The 210-nt window shown below is 66.7% G+C and carries 1 protein-coding gene; it reads left to right on the forward strand.

Annotation, left to right across the window (positions count from 1 at the left end):
- A partial coding sequence (locus EXE44_RS19975; RefSeq protein ID WP_137718157.1) for a TOBE domain-containing protein occupies positions 1 to 210 on the forward strand: 210 nt, incomplete at both ends.

The following is a 210-nucleotide window of genomic DNA, read 5'->3' on the forward strand; positions in this document are numbered from 1 at the left end:
CGCTCGAGGGAGATCGGCTCGTCGGCGAGGTATTCGAGTATTCGATCGACGAGTCGGTTCAGTCGGACCTCGGCGGCGTGACCGACCTCAGGCTCGGGATCCGCCCCGAGGCGGTCGAGCTCGTCGACGAGGGAGGCGAGCACGCGTTCGAGACGACCGTCGACGTCGTCGAGCCGATGGGCGACGAGAACACGGTGTACCTCCACTTCG

The sequence above is a fragment of the Halorubrum sp. SS7 genome, from assembly GCF_005435055.1.
GTDB classification, from domain to species: domain Archaea; phylum Halobacteriota; class Halobacteria; order Halobacteriales; family Haloferacaceae; genus Halorubrum; species Halorubrum salinarum.